This window comes from Terriglobus sp. TAA 43 (assembly GCF_000800015.1).
In the GTDB taxonomy this organism is placed as follows: Bacteria; Acidobacteriota; Terriglobia; order Terriglobales; family Acidobacteriaceae; genus Terriglobus.
On record NZ_JUGR01000002.1, the window covers coordinates 384682 to 404513 of the forward strand.

Genomic DNA, 19832 nt, shown 5'->3' on the forward strand with positions numbered 1-19832 from the left:
CGTATTTCATCTCTCCACGGTTGCGAAATCGCACAGCTATACTGGCCACCCGGAGCAAATCATGAGCGAAGCCGCCATCACGCACATTGACACCATAACCGACGCGCCGCTTCTTGCCGACGGTGTCATCGCCTACGAAAGCCTTCCCGCCGTCGGCGCAGCGCCCGGCACCGCGGCATACGTGCATTACAACGGCCCCACTGGCCACCTCAGCACGCTCTGCACCGGCATGTGCATACTCGATCCCGGAGCCTGCCCACATCCGCCACACCGTCATCCTGAAGAAGAGACCATGATCATCGCCACCGGCACCGGCATCATCGAAGTCGATGGTGTTACAACGCAAGTCGGCCCCGGAGCCATCATGTACTGCGCCGCCAACACGCTCCACGGCATCACCAACACCGGCGGCACACCCATGACGTTTTACTTCTCAAAGTGGCTGGCAAAGGGCATTGAGGCTCAGAGCGTCTAACAGAATGATGAAGCGCCCACAGCACCATCGCGTCCTCCTCTGCCTTGCCTTGCTGCTTCTCTCCACAGGTTGCAAGAAGAAAGAGGTCAGCGCGCGTCCCATCGGCACAGAGGTCCACATCCAGCCGCTGCTCGGCCTTCCGCCTGTTCCCATTCCAAAGGACAACCCGCCCACCGCCGACACCATCGCCCTTGGTCGCCGACTCTTCTACGACAAGCGCGTCAGCGTCGACAACACACTCTCCTGCGCCAGTTGCCACGACCCGCAGTCGTACTTCACCGACGGCAAAAACGTCAGCACCGGCGTGCGCGGCGCACTCGGCACACGCAACGCGCCCACCATCCTCAACGCTGCCTATCTGCCGTTTCAATTCTGGGATGGTCGCGCCATCACGCTCGAAGAGCAAGCCGCCTTCCCCATAGCAAACCCGGTCGAGATGAGTCAGCCCCACGCCGCCGACGTCAGCAAACTCGGCGACGATCCCGAATACCGCGCGCTCTTCAAGAAAGCCTTCGGCACAGAAGACGTAAACATCGCGCGCGTCGAAGCAGCATTGGCATCGTTCGAACGCACCGCGCTCACCGGCAACTCGCCCTTCGATCAATACCAGTTCGGAGGCAACAAAAACGCGCTCACACCCGCACAGCTTCGCGGCTACGGCGTCTTCCTCAATCCCAACGGTGGCAACTGCGCCTCGTGCCACACCATCGCACCGCAAGGCGCACTCTTCACCGACGGCAAGTTCCACAACATCGGCGAGGGCGTGAACGACGAAGGCGACTTCAGCGACATCGGCCGCTTCCACGAAACCAAAGTCGCCACCGACAAAGGCGCATTCAAAACGCCCACGTTGCGCAACGTCGCAAAGACCGCGCCGTATATGCACAACGGCCGCTTGAAGACGCTGAAAGAAGTCATCGACTTCTACGCAGGTCAGGGCAACAGCAATCAATACCTCGACCCCGAGATGAAGAAGATTCACATGACCGGCCAGGACCGCACCGATCTCCTCGAATTCCTCAACGCCCTAACCGGCGACGTAACACCAAACCTTGGCCCACCATCCAACAGCAAGTAAAACGAAAAGCGTCTGAACCAACGAGGGACCAAACGCAATGAACCGCAAGCTCTGCACCGCCGCACTCCTCCTGCTCACCGCCACCGGCTGTAAACAATCGCAAAGCACCGCAGACACCTCTGCCGCAACCAAGCCAGCCGAACCCACATACTTCAAGGTGGACACCGCCACCGCAGGCACCGTCACCGGCACCATCAAGTACGAAGGCCCCAAAGCAAAACCCAAAGTCATCGACATGAGCAGCGACCCCGCCTGTGCCAAAGCCCACAAGGGCGGCAAGGTATTGGACGAATCGCTTCTCGTCGACAAAACCGGCGACCTAGCCAATGCCTTCGTCTACATCTCCAAGGGCCTCGAGGGCAAAGCCTTTGCCACCCCCACTGACTCCATCAAGATCGACCAGTCCGGCTGCTGGTTCAAGCCCCGCGTGCTCGGTCTGCAAACCGGCCAAACGCTGGACATCATCAACTCTGATCCCGTCACACACAACATCCATCCCATGCCACACGACAATCGCGAGTGGAACCACTCGCAGGGCCCCGGCGACCCGCCCATGCACCGCAAATTCACAAAAGCGGAAGTCATGATCCCGGTGAAGTGCAACATCCATGACTGGATGCACGCCTTCATCGGCGTAGTCGATCACCCCTACTTCGCAGTCACCGGCGACGACGGCACCTTCAAACTGCCCAACCTGCCGCCGGGCACCTACACCGTCACCGCGTGGCACGAAAACATGGACCCCATAGAGACTTCGGTCACCATCGCGCCCAGCGGCAAAGCGGAAGCGAACCTCACATTCCACGCAAAGTAGCGACTTGCTCTTGCCCCACACCCCGCCAAGCGTCTACAGTTGGCGGGGTCAACGCATTATCAATAACCGCTGGAGTTCACAAGCCATGAGCAACATCACACGCAGAGTCTTCCTTGGACGCGCGGGCAGCCTCGCCGCCGTCACCGCCATGGCCGCCGCCATGCCCCGCTTTGCTTCGGCAACACCGCTCGGCCTGCCCATCGGCATCCAGCTTTACGTGGTGAACGCCGACCTCGGCAAGGACGCCGAAGCCACTATCAAGCAGCTTGCCGCCATCGGCTACAAGGAAGTCGAAACCGCAGGCTTCGGCTCCGCAAAGACTGCCGCCGCCCTCCGCAAGATCTTCGACGACAACGGCATCAAGTGTCCGAGTGCGCATCTGCAGTTCGACATGAACAACCTGAACAAGGCATTCGACGACGCGCATACGCTCGGCTGCACCTACGCCACATCGTCCGTGCCCAAGCAGCTTCTCCTCTCCGCTTCCATGCCCGACATGAGCGGCATGTCACAGGAAGACCGCCGCGCCGCCATGGCCAAGACCATGCGTGGCATGCTCGCGCCCATGACACCGGATGAATTCAAGGCGCTCGCCGAAGCCATGAACAAGGTAGGCGCCGCCGCCAAGACCAGCGGCCTGCGTTTCGCCGCACATAACCACACCATGGAATTCGCAGACGACAACGGCAAGCCCGGCTACGACTACCTGATCTCGAACACCGACAAAGACAAGGTCTACTTCGAAATCGATTGCGGTTGGATCACCGTCGCAGGCCACAAGCCATCTGAGTACATCAACCGTTATCCGGGCCGCATCCGCATGCTGCACATCAAGGACTTCCTTTCCATCGAACCCGGCGCTGCAACCGGCCCCAACGCACCCAAGGGCGCGGAGATCGGCACAGGCGTCGTCAACTACAAGGAAATCTTTGCCAGCGTTAAGGGCAAGGGCATCGAGCACATCTTCGTGGAGCAGGAAGGCCCCTACAGCCGCATGCCCGCAATGCAGGCCGCCGAAGTCGACTACAAGTACCTCAAGTCCCTCTCCTAATCAGAAAGCAAACAGGATACAGAAGGCCAGCCGCAAAGGCTGGCCTTTTGTATTTGATTAGGAAAATAAACTAACTCTCCGGCAACTCAAACGTATCGCTCGTATCGGTAACCCACTGCTTCAACCGAGCAAGCAGCCGCTTCCGATCCGCCTTGTAACCATCGTTAAACGCCACATTCACCTGCTCGTACGGATCATCAATCAGGTTGAACATCATCCACGACTGCCGCGGCAAACACACATATTTCCACCCATCCGTCGTCACAATCCCACGATACGGCGTGTTCACGCTATCCGCATGCCCCGTCGGAATCACGTTCTGCAAATACATCGAATCCGGATTCTTCGGCCTTGGGCGCGACTGCAAACGATGCCCCGAAAGATCATTGCCCTCCATCCAATCCGGAATCGCAACGTTGCACAAGCCAAGCGCCGTAGGAGCAATATCAATCGCACTGAACAGCACATTCGGCTTGCCTGTTTCGTGGCCATCGTAAAAGGCTTCGCTACCACTCACGATCATCGGAATGCGAACCGACTCTTCGTAAGGATTCGTCTTCAAAAACTGCCCATGCGATCCATGCGTATCGCCATGATCCGCAAAGATCATAATGTGCGTATCATCCAGCAGGTTCAGCGAAGTCAACGTCTCGATAATGCGACCAATATTCCAGTCCCAGTTCTCAATCTGCGCATAATATCCAGCCAGATCCTGGCGAGACTTCTCACCAATGGTCTCCCGGCCGCCCAACACGCGCGGCCCTTTACCGGGCATCGTCTCATCCGCAGGCACATTCGGCCGCAGCTTGATCTGCTCCGCGTTATACCGCGACATAAACTGCGGCGGGGCAATGTACGGATTATGCGAAGGCTCCACGGACAACACACCAAAGAACGGCTGCCCCTTCCCTGCCTTCTGTTCCGCAGCGCGCTCACGAATGTACTTGATGAGCAGGTCTGTCAACGAGTCAGACTCATACCCCGGCAACCGATACTGGAACGCATCCTTCCCTTCGCCGCCATGCACCCACGTATCCCAAGGGCTGTTGTTGTTCTCATACCCAATCCATGTCTTAAAACCACCACGCCGCTCCGGCGGAACAACATACATGGTGGCGCGGCCTTCCGATTCATGAAAGCCACCCAGATGCCACTTGCCGAAATAGCCCGTGTGATAGCCCGCATCATTGAACAGGTTCGCGACTGTCTTCTGCCCTGAAGGCAACGGATACTCATGCCCCGGCACCATGTGATGCGGATAACGACTCGTCAGCATCGTCCCGCGAAACGGGCAGCACAGTGGAAACCCGGAACGCGCCTGCTGGAAATTGATACCGCTACGGCTTAGTCGATCGATGTTCGGAGTATGCGCATTCGGATCGCCATTAATCCCCAACGCCTGCGCCCGCATCTGGTCCGCCACCAGCCAAAGAATGTTGCTCTTCTTGGCAGGCTGCTTCCCTTGCGCTTCACCTCGCACACCAACAAGCGACGAAGCCATCATCGCCTGCGAAGACTTCACCAAAAACTCACGACGGTCCAAAACGGTCACTCCTTTTGCCACCCATCTCCGAGCGCTTTCATGGATGCAGAGATTATCCAGCAATCAAAACAGTCCGTCGCATGAGAAATATAAGAAGCAGTATGGACAGCTACTTTCCGCCACTCCAAACACATCCCGCAACGGAGATATCCTTAAAGCCAGAGGCAGTCGATTGAAGCAAGCCATACATAAACTCGAAATCACAACCCGCGGCCAGGGCCTCTACGAATTCACATCCGAAGTGGAAGCGTGGATCAGAAACCAGCAGATGCAGACCGGCCTGCTCACAGTCTTCTGCCGCCACACCTCAGCTTCGCTCTTGATCCAGGAAAACGCCGACCCAAGCGTCCGCCGCGACCTTAAGTCCTACTTCAGTCGCATTGCCCCGGAAAACGGCCCATACGAGCACACCGACGAAGGTCCAGACGACATGCCCGCACATCTGAAAACCGCGCTAACCCAGGTGCAACTCTCCATACCAATGGCGAACGGCCGCTTGGTACTCGGCACATGGCAAGGCATCTATCTCTTCGAACACCGCACGCATCCGCATCGCAGACAGATCATCCTCCATCTCATCGGAGAGTAATCAAACGAATTAAGAAGGCCAGCCAAAATATCGGCTGGCCTTTCTCGTTACGGTTCGATTAGAGGGATCAGATAACCCCATACTCTTCCAGCATCCGGCCAATGATCGTCTTGTCCACATACTTCCGCACAAAAAACGGAATGGATATCTTCTCGTGATCGCGCAGAAATGCGGTGGACTTAATCAATTCGCGCACATCATAGATAGACCCAAAGACCTCCGGCACACCGCGCTCAATCTTCAACAACTGATACACGGCCTCCATGCCAGTGCGCACGGAGTACTCCGTCGTAAAGATGCAGTCGCGCGTCGATTCCGCAAATTGGCCGATGAAAGCGAAGTTCTTTACGCCCTCCGGAACCACCAGTGGCCTATCCGTTCCATTGCGCGTCAGGAAGAAAGCCGTGATAAAGGGCATCATGCACGGACGCGTAATGGCTCCATTTGCCGCTAGCTCCTCAATCTCCTGCGGCGGAACACCCAGGTGATACAGCCACTCCTTCGTGATCTCTTCTCCGGTGCAATCACGCATCGCCTTCTTCACATAATCACCGGGCCGATCTGTAAACAGCGCATAGAACCAAACCACGGTCTGATCTTCAGGCTGCTTCTTGAAGTGCGGCTGCCGATTCACAGTCCAACTGATCAACCACGAAGAATCGCGCACACTGACAATGCCACCCGTAACCACCTTGCCCGAACGCGTAGGCCGCTTCGCAATCTTCTCGATGTAGGCAGGAATACGTTGATCCAGCGTCGTGATGGATGCAGACGCCCACTGCGACTCCTCAGGCCGCATGCAGAACTTATCCGGCCTGCCGAAAGAAGGATCCTGCGCAGCGATGTTGCGCCACAGATGCCAACTTCCTCCGTCATGCACAATCGGATCAAACTTCGCAGGCGTATGGTGATCGCCCCACTCTGAGTTCTCTACCAGTGATCCGTTCGTCACAAAGACAAGCTCATTCTCCGTGATGTCCACTCCACCAACGCGACCTTCATGAATCCACTCGATGCGTCGCGCCACCTTCTCCGTAGGCGCAATGTCAAAGACAACATTCATCACCTGCGTGTCGAACTGCACCTTCACGCCCTGCTTCTGCAACCACGTAATCAGCGGCAGCACCAGCGATTCGTACTGGTTGTACTTCGTAAACTTCAGCGCGCTGAAATCTGGCAGCCCGTTAATGTGATGGATAAATCGTTGTACATACAACTTCATCTCCAGCGCACTATGCCACTCTTCAAAGGCAAACATCGTGCGCCAGTACAGCCAGAAGTTCGAAGCAAAGAAATCTTTACCAAACACGTCATTGATCCGCTTCTCATACAACTGTTCCGGCAATGCCAGAACCAGCTCAATGATTTCCTTACGAGCCTTGCCAGACAGCGTAAAGTCCATGCCAGTCTGCGCATCCTTACCCTGCTCAATGGTGGCGCGCTGTAGCGAAAAATTGGGATCATCCTTATTCAGCCAATAGAACTCATCCAGTACCGAAGCGCCCTCAATCTCAAGCGACGGAATGGAACGATACAAATCCCACAGACATTCAAAGTGGTTTTCCATCTCGCGACCGCCACGGATCAGCCACCCCGTCTGCGCATCACCAGCACCATCCAGTGCACCACCGCCAATCTTCGACGCTTCCAGGATCGTGATGCGCTCTCCCTTCATCTGTCCATCGCGGATGAGGAAAGCTGCGGCGGCCAGTGAAGAAAGACCACCACCTACAAGATAGGCAGACTTATCGTCCACACCCGCAGGCTTACGCGGACGTGCAAATGCCTCGTAGTTTCCAGCACTGTAGTACAAGGAGGACCTCCTGTCATTCGGGGGAGTGCGGACAGATGAGCCCAATCGTCGAGGCGCCATCGGCCGTACAGCCGATCCTGACTTTAGCTACCAAGCAAGGTACCACCATTGCATCTCAAAGAGGCAAACCAACAAACGAAGAGGCCAGCCGGATCATCGGCTGACCTCTTCATTTGTTAAGAATGAAAACTACTTCCACGAAACCGGAGCAGCTTCTTTCGGTTGCACCGCAGTGCATGGATTAGGACGCTCAGGAGCCGTTGCGCCTTCTGGCAACATGAACTCCTCCACCGGCGTGCGCGGCAGCGTGCTCTTGCGAGCAGCAATCACGCGTGCATTCGGCACAGGAGGCGCAGGCATCGTTGCCACTGAGCAGCGCGGCACCATCTGGTCTGCATTCGCCAACGCATACAGCGTCAACGCTTCCTCCACCGCAGCTTCGCGCATATCCGGCTCATAGATGCGCTCGTACGTATCGAAGCTGGTGTGATGCGTATACGTGTTGTAGTCAAACGGATCCTGGCTATAACCAACGCCCGGCAGACCTGCGTTGTTGAACGAGGTGCTGTCAGTTCCACCAGTCTGTCGGCCAACCGTCGGACTCACGTGATAGAAACCCCAGTCCTTGAAGTTATCCATCGCGCCCTGCACCATCGCCGCAGCTTCCGGAGGCCCAAACACGCTTGCTGCACGCGGCTTGCTCGTACCGTCATCCAAGTTCAGATAGGCGTCCAGCTTGTACCACTCCGGCTTCGGATTTTCCGCGCTGCCAAAATGCTGAGCCACATACGCCAACGAACCATACAGGCCCTGCTCTTCACCACTCCACAGCGCCACACGAATCGTACGACGATGCGGAAGGTTAAGTACCTTAATCAATCGCAATGCTTCCACGGCAACCGTGCTACCTGCAGCATTATCCGTAGCGCCCGTCGCCGGATTCCACGAATCAAAGTGGCCGCCTGCCATCACCACTTCGTCGCTCTTATCCGTACCCGGCAATTCGCCGACTACGTTGTAAACAGTCTTGCCTGCAGGATAGAACTCGCTCTTCACGTTCAACCGAATCGTCACAGGAAGATGGTCGATCTTCGTCGTGCGATAGATGCGGCCATAATCCTCATTACCCATCACCAGCGTCGGCAGATTCGGGCTATCAGGATTCTCGTTGTAACCAGCAGTCGACTGTTGCAGCACAATGCCATACGCACGACCCGAGTCCGTCACCTTGGCCAGCGCACCATTCGCAATCAGGAACTTGTTCACCTGCCCCGTTACTTCGGCAAGCGTCAATCCTTCTGTCTTCGGAGGAGTCGGCGGCGTGGGGAAACCACCACGACGACCAGCCTGCTGCTCCCACTGCTCATCCGGACGACGCAGCGTCGCCGGCGCAAAGTTTTCCGGCACTTCCACATGCGGACCGTAGAAGATCACCGAGCCCTTGACCTTGTCCTTGATCGAAGCCAGGTAAGCGTCCAGATCCGCCTGCGTAACAGGCTTATGCTCTTCGGGCTTGGCCGCTGGCATCGGCGCAGGAGATGTTCCCGCCTGCTCCATCGCCTTCAGCTGTTCAGGCGAAGGCCCACCGCCCCGACCAAACGCACCACCACGACCAAGCGCAACCGGCGGAGGCAGCGGCGGTTCCACCACCAGCACCTTCCCCTCGACCATGCCCTTCGTTCCCGGCGTCCACGACACAGCGCGCACATTCAACGGTTGCTGGAACGGAGCGGTAACATTCGCCACCGTCTCGTAGTTCTGCCATCCCGGATGGTTAAAGTTCCACGGCTCCAGGTGAACATTCTGGAATCCCCAGGCCTTCATCTGCTTCACAGCAAAGTCCTGCGCAGCCTTCAATCCCGGCGAACCTGTCAGCCGAGGACCATACACATCGGTGACTTCATGCAGCCACCACATCAGCTGCGAATCCTTCGTCTCCTGCGCACGCAGCTGCGTGTTCACGTCAGAAACAGCGGGTGCCTGCGCCATTGCCGGGACTACAGCCAGGCAACTGGCAGTAAGCATATGAACCAGAAATCTGGCCATGCGTAACTCCTTGTGGGCCTCAGCCCAACCGAAATGCGATGTTTGGAAGATTTCATCCTAACACCGGATATTCACGGCCAATCAAGGAGATTTCAGGGCCGCAGCGAAGCTAGGTATCCCGTAATCGCCACCATCTGCGGCAGTGTCATGTTCTGCACCACCGGCTTCATCATCGCGGCATGCGTTCCATTGCGCGCACCTGTCTGAAAATCAATCAATTGCCGCGTCATCTGGCTCGGCGACCTACCAACGATCGACGGCACATCGCCCACACCGCGCAAGTCTTTCCCATGGCACGCCACACAAGTCCGAGTCAGCGCATTGCCCTTCTTCAACGACCCCACCGGCACATACGCCACAAATCCCGAATGCGGATTCCGCAACTCTGTCTGCTCCAGATCCTCCGGCACTTCGATTACACGATCACCAATTGGCTCTGTCTTCGCATCCGCGACAACCATCATCAACGCGCCCACCTTAGTCAACGGCACACGATCCGTCTCCACCACACGAATCCACTTCACCGGCTTCAAAGAAGCGAAGTAGTCCACACCCGCCTCTACCTCTTCCGGCGTAGCCTGCTGAGCCGTGTGAATCATGGCCCGAGTCGATCCAAAGCGAGGCTCCGACGACTTACGCAGACCATCGCGAAAATCCGCCATCTGCTGCATCATGTAGCCCTTCGGCAACCCGGCAACGCTCATGTTCTCCGGTCGCCCCATACCCGTAGGCAAATGACAATGCCCGCACGCATTCACACCCGGCGCACGCCCCACCGCAACCACCTGAGGCATCTTCGGATGCTCATTCGGAAACCAATCCGGCACCAGAAATAAACCCGGAATCTCTTTATCCGTATAGGAAGCCGAGCTTCCCGGCACATGCATCACTTCGCCAGTAGGCTTTGCCGCAGGTGCAGCAGGCGTACCCGGCGGCAATAACGGCCAAGCCCAAACCGGCAACGACTCCCCCGCATTCTTCTGCGCATGAACACGAAGAGACAGAGGCAGCAGAGAACCTGCAACCACACTGGCAACAGCAAACCATCCAAGGGATTTCACCGCAGCATTCTTCCACACAACAGAAGAAGCACGCTCACGTCATGAAACGACGCGGCGTAATCTCAGCCAAACCGCCCGGTCACATACTCTTCCGTCTCGCGCCGTGCAGGCCGCTGGAAGATCACGCGCGAAGCATCAAATTCCATCAGCCGTCCCGCCATGAAGAAACCCGTATAGTCCGCCACACGCGCCGCCTGCAACATGTTGTGGGTCACGGTGATGATGGTGCACTGCTCTTTCAACTCCACCATCAACTCTTCAATCTTCGCCGTCGCAATCGGATCAAGCGCGGAACACGGCTCATCCATCAGCAGCACTTCCGGATCAATCGCCAACGCACGCGCAATGCAAAGTCGTTGTTGCTGACCGCCGCTCAATCCAAGCGCCGACGAGTGCAACCGATCCTTCACTTCATTCCACAGCGCCGCACGCTGCAAGCTCTTCTCGACACGTTCGTCAATTTCGCCACGACCCACAATGTGGTTCACCCGCAGCCCATACGCCACGTTGTCATAGATCGACTTGAAGAACGGCATGGGCTTCTGAAACACCATGCCCACCTTGCGTCTCAGCACAATCGAATCAAAGTCAAACAGATTTTGCTCGCCCAGCAACACATCGCCAGAGAGGCGCGTATGCGGCACCGTCTCATACATGCGATTCAGAATGCGCAGAAACGTCGACTTGCCACAGCCCGAAGGCCCAATCAGCGCAGTAACTTTTCGCGAAGGCAGCACAATCGAAATATCGTGCAACGCATGAAAGCCACCGTAATAAAAATTCACCTCGCGCGCAGTGAACTGTGGGTTCGCAAAGTCTTCCGCCACTGCACCCTGCGGTGCAAACACACTCGCCAGCGAACTCATCGGCTCACCCGCCGTCCGCGTTGCAGAATCACGCGCGCCACAATGTTGATCGCCAGCACCGCCATCAGCAACACAAAACCCGCAGCCCAGGCCTGCCGGTGCCAATCCTCATACGGCGAAATTGCGTAATTGAAAATCATCACCGGCAACGAAGCAGTGGGCTCGTTCACGCCCTTGCTCCAGAACTGGTTGCCAAACGCCGTAAACAACAGTGGGGCCGTCTCACCCGCCACGCGCGCCAGGTTCAGCATGATGCCCGTAACGATACCCGTAATCGCCGAAGGCACAATCACCGTGAACACGGTCTGCGCCTTGCTCGCACCCAACGCCAGTCCGCTCTCACGCATACTGTTCGGCACACCGCGCAGAAACTCTTCCGTCGACCGCAGCGCAATCGGGATCATCATGATGCCCAGCGCAATACCGCCCGCCAACGTGGAGAAATGCCGCATCGGCAACACCACCAGCGTGTACACAAAGATGCCCATCACAATCGACGGCACACCATTCAACAAATCCGTCATGTAACGCACCAGGCCCGACAGCCAGCCGCGTCCAAACTCCGCAAGATAAATGCCTGCCAGCATTCCAATCGGAATACCAATCGCACTTGCGATCAACAGCATCTTCAGCGAACCCACCAAGGCGTTCGCCATGCCGCCGCCCTCTTGCCCCACAGGCGCAGGCAACTTCGTGAAGAAGTCCCAGTTCAACGAACGCGCACCGTGCCACGCAAGATAGCCCAGGATGAAGAACAACACACTCACCACCAGCAACGTGCAAAGCCCGGTGAGCGTGAGCATCACCGCGTTCACCACGCGGCGACGTTTCGGAGGATACGCAGGCGACGCCATCAGTCGTCATCCTCCCTGTCCGACCAGAACCAAACCGTCTTATCCGTTCCCTTGCGAATCACGGCAAAATCGTCTGCGCAGTTATAGGTCTCATAACCTGCAGCGCGAAGCGTGTCAGAGGAATTCGTCGCACGCACTTCCTCCGGAAACCACTTCGGCAACCCGGTTTCTATAACAAACCCATCCTTATCCAACTTGCACTTCGACAGGAATGCATCCGTGGCATCGCTGGTGAATGTCCCCACGAAACGCTCAGTATCCGTATCGCCGCTCACCTTCACAGCGCGCAGATTCTGCGGCACGCCATGCGGCATCCAGCCGCTCTCCACGTACTGCCGAACGGTTTCGGCAGATGGATTCGCCGCCGCCGCATCAAACGTATTGTCACAACCCAGCAGCGTAACCATTAACAACGGTGCAACAGCAGAAAGCATGAGTCTCATCACGCATTCACCTCCTGCACCTTAAAACGCAGCATCAGTAGTCGTGCGGCTGCATTAATCAGCATGGTCGTCACAAAAAGCACCAGACCAAGCTCAATCAACGCGTGGATATAAAGATCGCCCGTCGCCTCGGTGAACTCATTAGCAATCACAGATGCAATCGTGTATCCCGGCGCCAGCAATGACAGATGCACATCCGGCACATTGCCAATCACCATGGTCACAGCCATCGTCTCGCCCAGCGCACGCGCCAACGCAAGAAACACGCTGCCCATAATGCCGCGGCTGGCATACGGCACCACCGCACGCCACGTCACATCCCACTTCGTCGCGCCCAGCGCCATCATCGCTTCACGCTGCGAAGCAGGCACGCTCAACAACACCTCGCGCGAGATCGACACAATGAACGGCACAATCATGATGGCCAGAACCACAGAAGCGGAGAAGTAACTCACGCCATAGAAGGCGCCCTGAAATATAGGTAGCCAACCAAACAGTGCGCGCAGCGGTGGCACCACATAGTTGCTCAGGATCGGCACCAGTACAAAGATACCCAGCAAGCCAAAGATCACGCTCGGCACAGCCGCCAACAATTCCACCAGGAACGTCAGCACATCGCTCAACTTGCGCGGCGCCATCTCCGCCAGAAAAATCGCAGCGCCCAATCCAATGGGAATCGCAATCGCCAGTGAAAGCACACTGGTCACAAGGGTCCCGTAGATAAACGGCAACGCGCCAAAAATCTCGCTACCCGGGTCCCACTCACTGCTCCAAAGAAAACGCCAGCCTGACTGATGCCGCGACAACACCGAATTCACCCAAAGATGCTGCGCCAGCAACCCGGTGATCAACACCACGAGTAACGCCGCACAAAGCGTAATCAGATAAGCAGCCTCATCGCCCTTACGCAGCCGCTCCATGAACGACAACTTCGTCGCCCCTGCAGGCTTCTGCGCAACCATCTCCGGCGATGTCTCTGTGGTCGTCATTCCCATCTCTTCAGTACTGCAACTGCTTCAGCGCCTGTAACTCGCGATCCACAATATCCTTCGACAGCGGCGCGTACGACAGTGCAGCACCATATCTCTGCCCGTCCGTCAGGCCCCACGTCAAAAACTCTTTCAGCGCCGCGCCCTTCGCGCGATCCGCCATCCTCGTCGGCACCAGCATCCACGTAAAGCTGCACACAGGATAGCTGCCCGCTCCCGGCGGGTTCGTAATGTCCGCGCGGAAATCGGCTGGCATTAACTTCGACATCGCCGTCGCCGCAGCCGAAACAGAATTCAGATCCGCCTTCACAAACTGCCCCTCGCGGTTCTGAATCCTCCCGTAAAGCATGTGGCTGTTCAACGCGTACACCAACTCCACATAACCAATCGAGTTCGGCATCTGCCGCACCAACCCGGCAACACCCTCATTGCCCTTGCCGCCCAACCCCACCGGCCAATGCGGCGAAGTCGAAACCCGCACCTTCGCCGCAAACGCCGGATTCACCTTCGCCAGGTAATCCACCCACAAAAACGAAGTACCACTGCCATCCGCGCGATGGATCACCAGGATGAACTCATTCGGCAGCTTCACCCCCGGATTCGCCCGCGCAATCTCCGGATCGTTCCACTTCTGAATCGTGCCCAGAAAAATTCCCGCCAGCGCCGCCGGCGTAAAGTTCAACTCTGCCGAAACACTGGGCAGGTTATAAACCGGAACCGCCGCACCCAGCGCCGTAGGAAAGTGCAGGATGTTCGCGCCGTTCAGCTTGGTCCGTGCCTCGGCCAGCTGCGAATCCGTCATCGGCCCATCGGTGCCGCCAAAATCCACGGTGCCAATGCTCACCTGCCGGATACCGCCGCCCGATCCAATGCTCTGGTAATTCACCTGAATCCGCGGATGCGTCTTCAGATATTCGGCAGCCCATTTGGAATAAAGAGGATAGGCAAAGGTCGAACCCGCTCCGGTCAGCGTCATCTGCTGTGCCGCGGCCGCCGCGCCACAGCCAATACCCAACAGCAGAGCGCACATCCCTGCGACCCGACGAAGCAAAACCACCCCTGAGAAAAACGGAAATCCAGCAGCAGAAACCATACCCGCGCCGCCTGCCAACAATCGTCTCACACGGAGCGCCTGCCCCAACACTAGCCCATCGCCATGAACGCACCATGAACACCGGGGTGCGTCTCTCGTAGACGAAGCCTAAAATCTTCCAGGAAGCGCAAAACATGCCCATCGCCACGCTCACCATCGACCTCGCCATCGAACACGCGCAATCCCTCAAGGATCGCCGCCAGGTCGTGCGTTCGCTCAAAGACAAACTCCGTCACGGCTTCAACATCTCCGTAGCCGAACTCGACGAAACGCCCATGTGGAACCGCGCCACCATCGGCATCGCGGCCATCCACAGCAGTCGCGATTACCTCCAGGGCCAACTCCACGAAGTGGAAGATGAAGTCAACCGCCTCGCTGTAGGTATTGGAGCAACTGTCTTGGACACCCAGACCGATATCCTCGACTGACCACGACATTTAGCCACGAAGCCCAGCCCCGGCGCGGTACGATACTCACATGCTTAAAGGCACACTCATGACCATCCGCCTGCTGTGGCTTGTGAACCTCATCACGGGCGTTGCGTTTTACTTCCACGTGGTTGCGTGGCCCATCAGCGTACACATGTACATCGGTTTCGCCATCGCGCTGCTGATGCTCGTGCTTGGCCTCATGGGTCTCGGACGCGCAGTTGGCCTCGCCGCCGGCACCATCCTCATGGCCATCTTGCTGCCCGTCATCGGCATCATGCAGCTCACCCACATCGGCCGCCCGGGCCTGCCCTACATCCAGATCACGCACCTCATCATCGGCATCGCGTCGATCGGTATCGCGGAAGTCCTCGGCAAGCGCCTGAAGACTGCGTAAAGAAACGAATGAGTCCCACGCCTCACCAAGAGACGTGGGACTCTTCAAGGTCGCAGCAGACCTGCTATCCTCCTCGCGATGACCGCAGAGACCAAAGCCAACGCGAAAGCCGCCACCGTAGCTTTGGTGCTGCTCACCTCACTCAACCTCGTCAACTACATTGACCGCTACATCCTGCCCGGCGTGCAGGAGATGATCAAGTCAGAGTTCCACGTCTCTGACGAGCGCATCGGCGCACTCACCACATACTTCTTCCTCACCTACATCATTGCGGCGCCGCTCACCGGCTGGCTCGGCGACCGCTTCCCCCGCAAGCCCCTCATCGTCATCGGCGCTCTACTCTGGAGCAGCGTCAATCTCTTCACCGCCATGGTGCACAACTTCGACGGCCTGCTCTTCCGTCACGCCGCGCTCGGCATCGGCGAAGCCAGCTTCGGCATCTACGGCCCCGCGCTCCTCAGCGACTACTACCCGCCCTCGCAACGTAACCGCGCCCTCACCATCTTCAACGTCGCCATCCCCGTCGGCGCGGCGCTCGGCTACAGCTTCGGTGGATGGGTCGGACAAAATCACGGCTGGCGTTCAGCGTTTTACATCTCCGCCGTACCCGGCGTACTCATCGCATTTGTCATTCTGTTTTTCCTGCGCGAGCCGGAACGCGGCGAATCCGACACCCGCGGCGAAAAGAAGAAGTCAGCCGCAGTACTCGACCTTCTGAAGAACCCTGCCTACCTCACCGCCACCATGGGTTACGCCATGACCACCTTCACCATCGGCGGCATCAGCGCATGGATTCCCAGCTTCCTTCAGCGCGAAGCAGGCATGTCCGCCACATCCGCAGGCTTCTCCGTCGGTGCCATCACTGCAGTCACCGGCATCCTCGGCACCGCCATCGGTGGATGGTGGGCGCAACGATGGCTCAAGACCGACCATCGCGCCCTCTACTGGGTCTGCGCCATCGGCCCGGCACTATGCATCCCGTTTGCATTGTTCTGCTTCTTCGGACCGAAGCAATTCATGCTGCCATCATTGGCCATCGCAGAGCTGGCACTCTTCCTCGGCAGCGGTCCGGTCAATGCAGCCATCGTGAACTCGGTCAGCGCACGCGTCCGTTCCACCGCGCTCGCAGGTCAACTCTTCCTCATCCATCTCTTTGGCGACGTCCCATCGCCACGCATCATCGGATTTGTCAGCGATCACACCAACCTGCACATCGGCCTCGGTGTCTCCGTCATTGCGTTGGTAGCATCGTCCATCCTGCAATGGGGTGGAGCGCGCTTCGCTCCACGCGATACCTCCGCAACATCCGCTGTCCCGCAACATTCTTAATCCGCAACAAAAATTTTTACTTCTCCCACCTCTCAAATTTCGTACTCATCTACAGGAACCAATCCCACTCAGCTTCCGTATAACGCTTCATCGCTTTTTTGAAGCCGGATGCGTGAGCCGGTAGTTGTCCCCTGTAAAACCAACGATTTTCGAGAGAATTACTGTGAAACTGAATTTGTTCGCCCTGATTACGGCGGTAACACCTGCGCTTGCACTTTCTGCTGCAGGCGCGCAGTCGAAATGCACGCCGCTCACCGGCCTGGTGCACGACTCCACCGCCGCAATCATCCCCGGCGCATCCGTACAAATCGACGACACCACGCCCGTAATCGGCGACGCCGCAGGCCGCTTCCATATTGCTTGCGTGCCCGCAGGTCGCCACACGCTGCAAGTCACCTTCAGCGGCTTCGCCCCACTGATGATGCCCGTCTCGCTCCCCCACGCCAGCGAACTCTCCATCACACTGCAGCCTGAAGAAGTACAGACCTCCATCGACGTCGCAGACACCGATGACGAGAATCCCGCTGCAGTAAATTCCGCCACAGCCACGGGCCCATCCACCACCATCTCCGGCAAGCGCCTGCAAACCCTTGCCGATGATCCCGATGACCTCCTGCGCCAACTCCAGCAGATGGCTGCAGCCGCAGGCGGCGCACCCGGCAACACAACCATCTCCATCGATGGTTTCGTCAGTGGCGACAACAACTCCACCATCCCACCGAAATCATCCATCGCCTACATCAAGGTCAACCCCGATCTCTTCTCTGCGGAATACCGCAACCCGCCCTTCGGCGGCGGACAGGTCCAGATCTACACCAAGCCCGGCCAGCCCTCGTATCATGGCGCTCTCTTCGCCACCAATTCCAGCGCATGGATGAACGCGCGCGATCCCTTCTCTGTCAGCCGCGCAGCACTCGGCAAGCAGCGCTACGGCTTTGAACTCACCGGCCCCATTCGCAAAAAAGGTTCGGACTTCGTTCTCAATCTCGAGCACCGCACCGTCAACAACTTCGCAGCCATCAACGCCATCGCCGTCGACCCCTCCGGCAACCTGACACCCGTCCTCGGCAACGTGCCCACCACGCAAAGCCGCTGGATCGGCATGGCAAAAGTCGACTGGCAGCTCAACGACAAGAACACATTCATCGTCAGCTTCAACGCCTGGCAGAACGACCAGCAGAACGTCGGCGCAGGCGGCACCACGCTCCCTGAAAATGCCTACGCCAGGAAGTCTTACGATCACACACTTCACATCACCAACGTGACCGTCGTCTCGCCGAAGATCATGCATGAGGCCCGCCTCGGCTTCGAGTTCGACGGCAAGGACCAGACCCCCAACTCCCTCGCGCCTCAGCTTTCAGTCGCCGGCGCATTCACCGGCGGCGGCAACACCAGCGGTGCCTTCCGCGACCATGAAGTCGATGTCGAATTCGACGACGACGCCATCATCAATCTCGACAAGCATCTCCTCAAATTCGGCATCCAGTCCGAGCTGCTGCGCGAGCGCTTCCGTTACACCACCAACTTCAATGGCACATGGCTCTTCGGTGGCGGCACCGCACCCGTTCTCGACGCCAATCACCTCCCCACCGGCCAAACGCAAACCATCACCGGCGTCGAGCAGTACGTACGCGCGCTCAACGGTTGGGCTGGCGGCTCGCCCACGCAGTACTCCAACATCGCCGGCGACCCCACCATCAACCTCACGCAATACCGCTTCGCGCTCTTCTTTCAGGACGATTGGAAGGTCACACAGCGTCTTCACTTCGCATGGGGCCTGCGCTACTACACGCAAAACAAGCCCATGGTGCACAACAATTTCAATCCACGCTTCGGCCTCTCATGGGCGCCGGACAAAGATTCCAAATGGACACTGCATGCCCACGCAGGCATGTTCTCCGGCCGCTTCTCTGCGCATAGCTGGGCACAGCTGCTCGACAATGACGGCGTCCAGCGCAAAACAAGCCTCATCTATTCGCCCACCTGCTCTGGCGTCTTCAATCCCAACAGCTGTAATCCGTTTGTCGGCGCCACACCCCTGCAATCCATCCGCAACGTCGAACCGCACCTGCCCAACCTGTTCTTCAGCATTCAGAACCTGGGCTTCAGCCACACCATGGGCAAGAACTGGAGCGTCTCTGCGGACTACTACATCGCGCAACTGTGGCACTACACACACTCGCAGAACATCAACTCGCCCCTCAACGGTCAACCGCTCGGCCCGCGTCCGCTGCAGCAGAACCTCAACATTCTTCAGTGGCAATCGAATGGCCGCGGCTACGGCAACGTCATCTTCATGGGGCTGTCCAATCAAAGCCTGAAGTACATTCAGTTCTCTTCCGGCGCCGTACGCGTGAACGTGATCGACAACACCAACGACGACCCGTTCTACACACCCCAGCGCACCGGCTCCACCGTCGGCGAATTCTCACGCCGCACTGGCAACGCTCTATGGGAAATCTTCGGCAACGCCACTGCAAAGCTGCCCTACGCCATGCAACTCAGCACCAGTCTCAACTCGCAGGGCGACACGCCGTTCAACCTCACCACCGGCTTTGATAACAACGGCGACGGCAACTTCAACGACCGTCCCTTCATCGCCTCCACCGGCACGCCCATCTGCACAGCGACCATCGCATCCAACTGCGCCTACCAGACGCAGTACGGCCTGCTCGCCACCTCAGGCACAGGAGCCACAATCGGTCGCAACGCAGGCACCCAGCCCTGGACCTTCTATCTCGACACCAACCTGCAGCGCACCTTCAAGCTGACGCACAACGCGAAGGCAGAACACCCGCAATCGCTAACAGCAAACATCCGCAGCTCCAACGTGCTGAACCACCTCAACGTCACCAACGTAGGCAGCGTAGTAGGTTCCCCCACCTTCGGTCGCGCTACACAAGGCGATAACGGCCGACGCATAGAAGGCGGCCTCCGCTACAGCTTTTAAAACCATCAGAAGC

18 protein-coding genes are annotated in these 19832 nt (G+C 57.9%); 9 read left to right on the plus strand and 9 right to left on the minus strand.

The features are described from left to right. The first annotated feature begins 61 nt into the window (after positions 1 to 61). From M504_RS16160 to M504_RS16175, 4 genes are all read left to right on the plus strand, one after another. Positions 62 to 475: a cupin domain-containing protein gene (locus tag M504_RS16160; protein WP_047495767.1), complete on the plus strand. Its 414-nt coding sequence runs from the start codon at positions 62 to 64 to the stop codon at positions 473 to 475. A gap of 4 nt (positions 476 to 479) precedes the next feature. Next, positions 480 to 1553 carry a cytochrome-c peroxidase gene (locus M504_RS16165; RefSeq protein ID WP_232296328.1) on the plus strand — a complete coding sequence of 358 codons (1074 nt, stop codon included), beginning with the start codon at positions 480 to 482 and terminating at the stop codon, positions 1551 to 1553. A 37-nt stretch (positions 1554 to 1590) separates the two neighbouring features. Continuing rightward, on the plus strand, positions 1591 to 2367 hold the full coding sequence (locus M504_RS16170) for a carboxypeptidase regulatory-like domain-containing protein (protein ID WP_047495770.1): 777 nt from the start codon (positions 1591 to 1593) through the stop codon (positions 2365 to 2367). An 85-nt stretch (positions 2368 to 2452) separates the two neighbouring features. Continuing rightward, the gene (locus M504_RS16175; protein WP_047495772.1) at positions 2453 to 3418 is read left to right on the plus strand and encodes a sugar phosphate isomerase/epimerase; all 966 of its coding nucleotides are present in this window, start codon (positions 2453 to 2455) and stop codon (positions 3416 to 3418) included. 70 nt (positions 3419 to 3488) lie between these two features. On the opposite strand, the gene M504_RS16180 is transcribed toward M504_RS16175, so the two are convergent. Beyond that, positions 3489 to 4970 carry a sulfatase gene (locus M504_RS16180; RefSeq protein ID WP_232296329.1) on the minus strand — a complete coding sequence of 494 codons (1482 nt, stop codon included), beginning with the start codon at positions 4968 to 4970 and terminating at the stop codon, positions 3489 to 3491. Between the two features lie 163 nt (positions 4971 to 5133). Here M504_RS16180 and M504_RS16185 point away from each other — a divergent pair, with 163 nt between their 5' ends. Beyond that, complete coding sequence (locus tag M504_RS16185; RefSeq protein WP_047495778.1) at positions 5134 to 5550, plus strand: secondary thiamine-phosphate synthase enzyme YjbQ; 417 nt, start codon at positions 5134 to 5136, stop codon at positions 5548 to 5550. A gap of 67 nt (positions 5551 to 5617) precedes the next feature. Here M504_RS16185 and M504_RS16190 read toward each other — a convergent pair whose 3' ends face one another. From M504_RS16190 to pstS, 8 genes are all read right to left on the minus strand, one after another. Beyond that, positions 5618 to 7363, minus strand: coding sequence for an oleate hydratase (locus M504_RS16190; RefSeq protein WP_047495780.1), 1746 nt, complete (start codon positions 7361 to 7363; stop codon positions 5618 to 5620). Between the two features lie 189 nt (positions 7364 to 7552). After that, positions 7553 to 9409, minus strand: a complete 1857-nt coding sequence (locus tag M504_RS16195; RefSeq protein WP_047495783.1) for a M20/M25/M40 family metallo-hydrolase — start codon at positions 9407 to 9409, stop codon at positions 7553 to 7555. A 92-nt stretch (positions 9410 to 9501) separates the two neighbouring features. Continuing rightward, on the minus strand, positions 9502 to 10470 hold the full coding sequence (locus M504_RS16200; protein ID WP_047495785.1) for a hypothetical protein: 969 nt from the start codon (positions 10468 to 10470) through the stop codon (positions 9502 to 9504). A 62-nt stretch (positions 10471 to 10532) separates the two neighbouring features. After that, the gene (gene pstB, locus M504_RS16205) at positions 10533 to 11336 is read right to left on the minus strand and encodes a phosphate ABC transporter ATP-binding protein PstB (RefSeq protein ID WP_084214474.1); all 804 of its coding nucleotides are present in this window, start codon (positions 11334 to 11336) and stop codon (positions 10533 to 10535) included. Continuing rightward, positions 11333 to 12190 carry a phosphate ABC transporter permease PstA gene (pstA, locus tag M504_RS16210; RefSeq protein WP_047495788.1) on the minus strand — a complete coding sequence of 286 codons (858 nt, stop codon included), beginning with the start codon at positions 12188 to 12190 and terminating at the stop codon, positions 11333 to 11335. Before pstA ends, pstB begins: the two co-directional genes overlap by 4 nt. Next, a complete protein-coding gene (locus M504_RS16215) occupies positions 12190 to 12633 on the minus strand; it encodes a hypothetical protein (protein WP_047495790.1) in 444 nt (147 codons plus the stop codon). Before M504_RS16215 ends, pstA begins: the two co-directional genes overlap by 1 nt. Further along, entirely contained in the window at positions 12633 to 13622 is a 990-nt protein-coding gene (gene pstC, locus M504_RS16220) for a phosphate ABC transporter permease subunit PstC (protein WP_198137660.1), read from the minus strand. The genes M504_RS16215 and pstC overlap by 1 nt, the downstream gene beginning before the upstream one ends. Positions 13623 to 13632: 10 nt before the next feature. Further along, positions 13633 to 14745, minus strand: coding sequence for a phosphate ABC transporter substrate-binding protein PstS (pstS, locus tag M504_RS16225; RefSeq protein WP_232296330.1), 1113 nt, complete (start codon positions 14743 to 14745; stop codon positions 13633 to 13635). A gap of 104 nt (positions 14746 to 14849) precedes the next feature. Here pstS and M504_RS16230 point away from each other — a divergent pair, with 104 nt between their 5' ends. The 4 genes from M504_RS16230 (at position 14850) to M504_RS16245 (ending at position 19819) form a co-directional block, all read left to right on the plus strand. Then, a complete protein-coding gene (locus M504_RS16230; protein WP_047495794.1) occupies positions 14850 to 15143 on the plus strand; it encodes a DUF503 domain-containing protein in 294 nt (97 codons plus the stop codon). A 49-nt stretch (positions 15144 to 15192) separates the two neighbouring features. Next, entirely contained in the window at positions 15193 to 15540 is a 348-nt protein-coding gene (locus M504_RS16235; protein WP_047495797.1) for a hypothetical protein, read from the plus strand. Positions 15541 to 15618: 78 nt separating this feature from the next. Continuing rightward, a complete protein-coding gene (locus M504_RS16240; RefSeq protein WP_047495799.1) occupies positions 15619 to 16869 on the plus strand; it encodes an MFS transporter in 1251 nt (416 codons plus the stop codon). A 163-nt stretch (positions 16870 to 17032) separates the two neighbouring features. Continuing rightward, positions 17033 to 19819: a TonB-dependent receptor gene (locus M504_RS16245; protein ID WP_047495802.1), complete on the plus strand. Its 2787-nt coding sequence runs from the start codon at positions 17033 to 17035 to the stop codon at positions 19817 to 19819. Positions 19820 to 19832: the final 13 nt, after the last annotated feature.